Origin of the sequence: Humidesulfovibrio sp., from assembly GCF_035560995.1 — a bacterium.
Classification (GTDB): Bacteria; Desulfobacterota; Desulfovibrionia; order Desulfovibrionales; family Desulfovibrionaceae; genus Humidesulfovibrio.
The window spans coordinates 1-6,544 of the sequence record NZ_DATMYK010000287.1; the positions used below are offsets into that span (position 1 = coordinate 1).

Sequence of the window (6,544 nt, forward strand, 5' to 3'; positions counted from 1 at the left end):
GACCCTGGCCCATGAATTCCCAGAGGCGCAGGGCTTTGCCGTAGACCTTTCCGGCCACGCGCTGGAGATCGCCCGGCACAACGCCCGCGCCAACGGCGTGGAGCAGCGCCTGGAGTTCCAGTGCGCGGACTTCACGCAGCTTGAGTTGGCCCCGCAGTCTCTGGACCTCGTGGTGGCCAACCCTCCTTATGTGACTGAGGACGAATACCGAGAACTGTCGCCCGAGGTGCGCAGCTTCGAGCCCCGCGAGGCCCTTGTGAGCGCGGAACAGGGCCTGTGGCACCTGCGCGGGCTCCTGCCTGTTGCCGAGCGCGCCTTGAAGCCAGGCGGCGTGCTGCTCTGCGAGCTTGGCAGCGGCCAGGGCCCGGCCGCCCTGGAGCTGGCCGCCAACGCCCCTCTTGGTCTCGGCCACCTGGAGATCCTCAAGGACTACGCCGGGCTGGACCGCATCCTCAAGGCCGTCCGGTTATCGCAAAATTGCGCCGAATAAGCCCGCCGTGTTGCGTCGTTGCCACCCTGTGGCAGAAACGACACACTGGCCTGGAATTGTTTCAATCCTAAAAGTCTTTAAAAACCAAATGCTTAAAACGCTGTTTCGCTTTGGCACCCTCTGTGCATAAAGAGGGTCGTTGGAGGAAACATGCATCAGACCACCATTAAAAATACAGTACGCTGCACGGGCATCGGCCTCCATGGCGGCAAGCAGGTGGAAATGGTGCTCCGTCCCGCGCCCGAGGACACAGGCATCCTGTTCGCCCTGCGCAGCGGTTCCGGCACCTCCTTCCTGAGCCCCAAGCCCCGCATGGTCGTTGATACCGGCCTGGCCACCAGCCTGGGCAACGGCCACGACCACATCGCCACAGTGGAACACCTGCTGGCGGCCGTGCGCGGCCTCGGCATCGACAATATCCGCATCGAAGTGCAGGGACGCGAACTGCCCATCATGGACGGCAGCGCCGCCTCCTTCGTCTACCTGCTGAACCAAGCCGGACTGCGCCGCCAGAACAAGGCCCGCAAGGTCCTGGCCATCACCAAGCCCATCACCTTCGAGCGCGACGGCAAGTTCATCAAGGCCACCCCGCACGACGGCTTCCTGGTGGACTACACCATCCAGTTCGCCCATCCGCTCATCGGCCGCCAGAACCTGAGCCTCGAAGTCACCCCGGATCTTTTCGCCACCGACATCGCCAAGGCCCGCACCTTCGGGTTCCTGCGCGAGGTGGAGTACCTGCATGCCAACGGCTTGGCCCTTGGCGGCAACCTGGACAACGCCGTGGTGCTCGACGAGTTCGGCGTGTTGAACACCGATGGACTGCGCTACCCCGACGAGTTCGTGCGCCACAAGCTGCTCGACTTCGTGGGCGACATGGCCATCATGGGCCTGCCCCTGCAGGGCCGCTTCGAGGTCTTCGCTTCCGGCCACGCCCTGAACAACAGCTTCCTGCGCTACCTTGAGGACAACGCGGCCGAGTACCTGGAAGAGCGCACCCTGGCCCTGCCCGAGAGCGCACCCGCCGTCGCCCCGGCCAAGGCGCCCGCTGCGCAGCCTGTGCGCGGCCTGAGCAGCCAGCCCGCAATGGCCTAGACTGGAGCTTGAGACGAATGCAAGACGCCCCGCAAGGGGCGTCTTTTTTTTGGGGCTATGCTGGAAGGAGAATTGGAAGTGGGAGGAAGAGCTGGGGGAAACCTTTCTGGAGAAAGGTTTTCCCCCAGGCCCCCTTCCAAAGACTTTTGTTAGGGGGAAGGGTGGTTAGACGCGGGTGTTGAGCCCGCCCGAGGACCAGGCCGGGACTGAGCCGAAAAGTTCGCCCAGCACCCCGCCCAGGGCATTTGGCCGCAGGCGCGTGGGGCCGAGCATCTCCGGCGTGTGGCCGGTGTCCTCCAGCGCCAGGGCGAAGAGTTCCACCTGGAGCGGGCCGCAGCCATCGGGCTTGTCGGCGGAAAGTGTAAGCCGGGCGGCGGCGGTGGTTGCGCTCAGGCGGGACTCGAAAGCCCCGGCAGCCGGGTCAACGGCGCTGATGGCGGTCTCGAAGCCGTCGGCCTTTGGGCGCTTGAGGGTCTCTTGCCTGCGCTGGCCGGGCAGAAGCCAGGGCAGGTACAAGGCCACGGCGTTCTGTTGCGCGCCCAGACTGGCGTTGATCTGCGCCAGCAGGTCCTGAACCTTGTTGAAATGCTGTGTGGATTCCGGGCTGGCGGCCAGCGCGGCGGTAAAGGCGTCCAGTCGCAGGGCGGGTTGCGGGGGAGTGGGACGCAGCGCGGCCAAAAGCGCGGCGCTTTGCACCTCGAACGTTTCCCGCGCGGCGCGGAAACGCTGCACCAGACCGGGCAGATCGGCTGCGCTCATGCCGCCTGAAAGGGCCTGAAGCATGATCTCTGGGGTCAGTGCACGCACGATGAAGATGAGTTCGTCGCCGGGCTCGGCGTTGACCTCAAGCCGGGCAAGAAGCTCCTCTCCGCCGGCCTGCACCCAGTACAATCCGTTCTGCTCGCGCCGCATGATGCGGCCCTTGATGCGCTGGCCGATGCTGTGTCGGGCGCGGAACGCGGCCGCGCGGTCCCTTGCGCCGCTCTGCTGGCCGAAGCCCGATCCGTAGCCGCTGATGCGCATTGCTCTGTCCTGGCGGGGCTAGACCCCGGACTGGTCGATGATCAGCTCCACTTCATCCACGCCGATGCCCGTGGCCTTGGCCAGTTCCTTGACGCTTTTGCCCTGCCTGTGGCCGGTGATGATGACCTGGCGCAGGAACTGCGGGGAGCGGGCGTATTCATCGGCCTGCTTGAGCAGCTTGTTCAGGATGATGACGCGTTCGGTGAGCTGAGTGTCCAGCCGCGAGAGTTCGTCCTGCCTGCGCTCGAAGCTGTCCACAAGCTCCTGCTCCAACTGGGCGTTGGCGCGCAGCTTCACCAGGAACTCCTCCTGCTTGGTCTGCATGCGGGCGATGAGCGCTTCGCTTTTGCGCAGGCGCAGGTAGAAGGCGATGACCACGAAGAGCAGAACCAGCTCTGTGACGGTGAGGGCCAGAAGCATGAGCGCGGATGTCTGCATTGTCGTCACCTGTGCGTTTGGATCTGTGGAGGGGGCGTCGCCAGTGAGATGCCCCCTTTTGCATGGAAATGCAACGCAAGGGCGGGAAAAGGAAAACGGCGCGGGCGGCCCGGAGTGGTCCGGTGGCCGCCGCGCGCCGGTATTCGTCGTGCGTGCGCTATTTCGCCGCGCCGAAGGAGCGGGCGAAGAGCGCGGCGATGGCTGCGCGGCCGTTGTCCTCCAGGAAGCGGGTGCCGGTGCCGGTGAAGTGACCCTTGGAGATGACCGGCTCGGCCACGGGGGCCCAGGCGTTGTCCTTCCAAGTGAACCAGCCGTTCTTGACCTGATCGAACACGAACAGGGGCTTGTTGCAGATTTTAGCGAATTCCGCGCCCCAGCCGGTGCCGCCGTTTACGGTGCCGTTGTCCAGAATGGCGCCCACCACAAAGACTTCAAGCCCGGCGTCCACCTGGTACATGATGGTGCGCAGCACCATGCGGATGAGCGGCCCGTTGCTGAAATTACGGTCCAGCAGCTTGGAGACGTAGGTCAGGCTCACGTCCTTGCGCATCAGCTCTTCCTGGGTCAGCATGCGCAGGCCGCGTGAACGCTCGATCTTGTGGCCCTCAAAGGAATAGTTGACCTCTTGCACGCCGAAGCTTTCGGCCTGTTTGCCGAACTCGGCTTCCGCGCCCTGGGCGCCGCCGCTGAACAAGGTGAACTCGCTGGCTACGGGCATAAAGGCTCCTTGTCGTGATTGAGTTGGCGAGTGAGGTATCGCATTGCCTGCACATTATGCACATTCCGGGCACAAGAGGCAATGCGCCAGCGCCAGGGAATTTGTCTCGCGTTTCGCTTGGGGCTGGGATATCGTTTAGCTGTTGGGATTTTTTGGCGTCTCCACCGCAGGAGGAAGCTGCCATGCCTACGTGGTTGTTCGCGCTCATCGTGCTGCTCATCGGAGTTGGGCTGGCGTTCATCGTCGACCGCATGAAAGTGCGGCCGGGCAGCGGCCCGGCGGAGCCGCCGCGCCGTTCCGAGCGTTCTCGGTGGTTGTATTACTGGTTCGCCGGACGATTCCCGAGTAAGGAAGAGGATCGAGCAGACGAGGAGGAAGCCCGACGCATGGCCGAGGCGGAGAAGCGGGAAGCAGAGCGGGAGGAAGAGAAACGTCGCGGCAAGTAGCCGCCGGATCAGATTTTGACGTTGATGATGTTGCCGGCCCAGGGCGAGGCGTTGGAAGACTGCGTGCCGCTTGAGGCGGGCTGGTCCGAATCGTTTTGTTGCTTGGGGCGGGCCTGGCGTGGGGCGTGCTGTGAGGCGTTCTTGTTGCCGCCAGAATCGCGGCCCATGGCGTCCAGCCCTTCGCCCTTGTCGACCTGCTGGACGGTCTGTTCTTCCTTGCGCTGATTGTTGGCCACAAGCTGGCCGAAGAGAATCTGCTGGGCCTCGTGCGGCGCATGCTGCGGCCCCATCAGCTGCTGCACGTTGGGCAGTTGCGAGATCAGGATTGGCAGATCCAGCGGGCTGGAGGACATCTACTTCACCACATACTCCTCAAACATCAGGGTGTCGAACTTGCCGTCGGTGACGTACTGGTTGATGACCAGCAGCAGTTCGGCTTTCAGCTTCTCCGCATTCTGCTCATCGGCCAAAAACTGCACGTCTTTATTTTTCAGGTAGTAGAAGATCGCGTTCCGCGCCGGCATGAGTTTTTGCTCAAATTCCTTGGCCACTGACGGATCTTTTGTGCCAAGGAGCATGCGCACGATGAGGAAGCGAATTTCGTCCTGCCCGGCCTTCTGCTCTACCCAGAAGGGCTCCATGCGGACCTGTATCTCCGGCTTCTCCGGTTCGGCCATGGTGGCGTTCTGTTCCGGAGCATGAGCCGCTGACGCCTGTTCGGTTTTCGGCGCTTCCGGCTCGGCCTTGGCCTTGAAGAACAGAAACTTCACGGCCAGGGCGGCAACAATGAGCAGAACCAGGGCCGCCGCGCCGATGATGATGAGCTTCTTCTTGCCCAGCGGCGGCTTTTCTTCCTTGGGGGGCTCAAGGCTCACCGCTGCGGTGGGCTTTGGCAGCTCGGGTGCTGCCTCTTCCTCTTCCTCAAGAAAGGGGGCGTCTTCGAGGTCGAGTTCGACCTTCTGGGTCCCCCGCGAGGTCTCGCTGATATCTATTGCGACATCAGGCTGCCCGGCTCCGCCGGGAGAACCGGCGGCGTCGCTTTTTTGGTCAGCAGCCATGAGACAAGCGCTCCCCCTTCAAGGGTACAGAGGCTTTAGTTGCTGAAGATCTTGTCGATCTTCTGGCCCAAGGTTTCCGGCGTGAACGGTTTGACGATGTAGTTGGACACCTTGGCCTGCACAGCCTCGATGATGTTCTCCTGCTGCGCCTCGGCCGTGACCATCAGGAACGGCGTGGTGGCGTATTCCTCGCTGCCGCGCACCTTGCGCAGCAGTTCGATGCCGGTCATCTGCGGCATGTTCCAGTCGGAGATGATGAAGTCGATGTTGTCGCGGTTCAGCGTTTCCCAAGCGGTGGTTCCGTCGTCGGCCTCCACCACGTTGTTGAAGCCGAGCTGGCGGAGGATATTCTTGATGATCTTGCGCATGGTAGAGAAGTCGTCAACAACGAGGATGCGCAAATTCTTGTCAGCGGGCATGGTTTCTCTCTCCTGTCAGCCTTCGTTTTCGTAACGTCTGCGGAAACTGTCGCGCAGCTTTGCCAGAGCCTGGGAGTGCAGTTGGGATACGCGTCCTTCGGTTATATCCATAACCTGGGCGGTTTCCTTCATGTTCAATTCTTCACCATAATACAGAGAAATGACAAGTTTCTCTCTGGGTGTCAATTCTTCTATGAGCCCAGCAATCTTGTCAACCATTTCCTGGAAAGCGGTGGACTGGTAGGGTTCATTCTCAGACAGCGACTCGCGGCTGCCGACGAAGTTTTCTTGAAAGGCGTCGAGACTGACGCACAACTGGTTCTGCAACGCCTCAAGCCCATTCTGCACCTCCCGGGCGGAAAGTCCGGTCTTGGTGGAGAGCTGTTCATGCGTCGCTGTTGCACCTGTCTCATGCTCGATCTGGCGCATGGCCTCATCGAGCATTTTGACCTTCTGCCGCATCCCGCGCGAGAACCAGTCCATGCGCCGCAGCTCGTCGAGCATGGCGCCCTTGATGCGGTTCTCGGAATAGGTGTCGAACTTGATGCCAAGTTCCGGGCGGAACTTCCCCAAAGCGTCAAGCAGCCCGATGCTTCCCGCGCTGATGAGTTCGCCAAGCTCCACACTCTGCGGAAGCTTGTTCTTCATCCGCAGGGCAAGGATGCGAATCTTCGGGGCGTAGTGGCGGACGATCTCCTCCTGGGCGCGGGGAGGGAAATGCGCCCAGGCGGTTTGGCCCGCCTCCAGCTCACGCCACGGACTGCTCCTGGAAGAGGAGCTTTTTCCAGAAGAACTTGATGTTTCCATCTGCTTTTGCCGTGACTTTCCAGGTGTTGATCTTCTCTGCCGCCTTGGTG

At 62.1% G+C, this 6,544-nt stretch carries 10 protein-coding genes and 1 pseudogene; 3 read left to right on the forward strand and 8 right to left on the reverse strand.

The window, feature by feature from the left end; genetic code table 11:
- Together VN419_RS11190 and lpxC are read left to right on the forward strand one after the other, a co-directional pair.
- The coding region (locus tag VN419_RS11190; protein ID WP_325647312.1) for a N5-glutamine methyltransferase family protein at positions 1 to 490 on the forward strand (490 nt) is incomplete at its 5' end.
- A 150-nt stretch (positions 491 to 640) separates the two neighbouring features.
- Positions 641 to 1,585: a UDP-3-O-acyl-N-acetylglucosamine deacetylase gene (gene lpxC / locus VN419_RS11195; RefSeq protein ID WP_325647313.1), complete on the forward strand. Its 945-nt coding sequence runs from the start codon at positions 641 to 643 to the stop codon at positions 1,583 to 1,585.
- A gap of 165 nt (positions 1,586 to 1,750) precedes the next feature.
- Here lpxC and VN419_RS11200 read toward each other — a convergent pair whose 3' ends face one another.
- The 3 genes from VN419_RS11200 to VN419_RS11210 form a co-directional block, all read right to left on the reverse strand.
- Positions 1,751 to 2,608, reverse strand: coding sequence for a hypothetical protein (locus tag VN419_RS11200; protein WP_325647314.1), 858 nt, complete (start codon positions 2,606 to 2,608; stop codon positions 1,751 to 1,753).
- Between the two features lie 18 nt (positions 2,609 to 2,626).
- The gene (locus tag VN419_RS11205; RefSeq protein WP_325647315.1) at positions 2,627 to 3,046 is read right to left on the reverse strand and encodes a hypothetical protein; all 420 of its coding nucleotides are present in this window, start codon (positions 3,044 to 3,046) and stop codon (positions 2,627 to 2,629) included.
- A gap of 157 nt (positions 3,047 to 3,203) precedes the next feature.
- Complete coding sequence (locus VN419_RS11210) at positions 3,204 to 3,764, reverse strand: hypothetical protein (protein ID WP_325647316.1); 561 nt, start codon at positions 3,762 to 3,764, stop codon at positions 3,204 to 3,206.
- A gap of 182 nt (positions 3,765 to 3,946) precedes the next feature.
- Here VN419_RS11210 and VN419_RS11215 point away from each other — a divergent pair, with 182 nt between their 5' ends.
- On the forward strand, positions 3,947 to 4,210 hold the full coding sequence (locus tag VN419_RS11215) for a hypothetical protein (protein ID WP_325647317.1): 264 nt from the start codon (positions 3,947 to 3,949) through the stop codon (positions 4,208 to 4,210).
- Positions 4,211 to 4,218: 8 nt separating this feature from the next.
- Here VN419_RS11215 and VN419_RS11220 read toward each other — a convergent pair whose 3' ends face one another.
- The 5 genes and pseudogenes from VN419_RS11220 to VN419_RS11240 all read right to left on the reverse strand — a co-directional run.
- Complete coding sequence (locus VN419_RS11220) at positions 4,219 to 4,563, reverse strand: hypothetical protein (protein WP_325647318.1); 345 nt, start codon at positions 4,561 to 4,563, stop codon at positions 4,219 to 4,221.
- Positions 4,564 to 5,268 carry a flagellar basal body-associated FliL family protein gene (locus tag VN419_RS11225; RefSeq protein WP_325647319.1) on the reverse strand — a complete coding sequence of 235 codons (705 nt, stop codon included), beginning with the start codon at positions 5,266 to 5,268 and terminating at the stop codon, positions 4,564 to 4,566.
- Positions 5,269 to 5,303: 35 nt separating this feature from the next.
- The gene (locus VN419_RS11230) at positions 5,304 to 5,687 is read right to left on the reverse strand and encodes a chemotaxis response regulator CheY (protein WP_325647320.1); all 384 of its coding nucleotides are present in this window, start codon (positions 5,685 to 5,687) and stop codon (positions 5,304 to 5,306) included.
- Between the two features lie 15 nt (positions 5,688 to 5,702).
- Positions 5,703 to 6,434 carry a FliA/WhiG family RNA polymerase sigma factor gene (locus tag VN419_RS11235; RefSeq protein WP_325647321.1) on the reverse strand — a complete coding sequence of 244 codons (732 nt, stop codon included), beginning with the start codon at positions 6,432 to 6,434 and terminating at the stop codon, positions 5,703 to 5,705.
- Between the two features lies 1 nt (position 6,435).
- Positions 6,436 to 6,544: pseudogene (locus tag VN419_RS11240) on the reverse strand (flagellar synthesis regulator FleN); the annotation flags it as partial.

Coding starts and splice junctions, on each gene's coding strand:
- VN419_RS11210 (WP_325647316.1), bottom strand. CDS start 3,764: ATGCCCGTAGCCAGCGAGTTCACCTTGTTCAGCGGCGGCGCCCAGGGC.
- VN419_RS11220 (WP_325647318.1), bottom strand. CDS start 4,563: ATGTCCTCCAGCCCGCTGGATCTGCCAATCCTGATCTCGCAACTGCCC.
- VN419_RS11225 (WP_325647319.1), bottom strand. CDS start 5,268: ATGGCTGCTGACCAAAAAAGCGACGCCGCCGGTTCTCCCGGCGGAGCC.
- VN419_RS11200 (WP_325647314.1), bottom strand. CDS start 2,608: ATGCGCATCAGCGGCTACGGATCGGGCTTCGGCCAGCAGAGCGGCGCA.
- VN419_RS11230 (WP_325647320.1), bottom strand. CDS start 5,687: ATGCCCGCTGACAAGAATTTGCGCATCCTCGTTGTTGACGACTTCTCT.
- lpxC (WP_325647313.1), top strand. CDS start 641: ATGCATCAGACCACCATTAAAAATACAGTACGCTGCACGGGCATCGGC.
- VN419_RS11215 (WP_325647317.1), top strand. CDS start 3,947: ATGCCTACGTGGTTGTTCGCGCTCATCGTGCTGCTCATCGGAGTTGGG.
- VN419_RS11205 (WP_325647315.1), bottom strand. CDS start 3,046: ATGCAGACATCCGCGCTCATGCTTCTGGCCCTCACCGTCACAGAGCTG.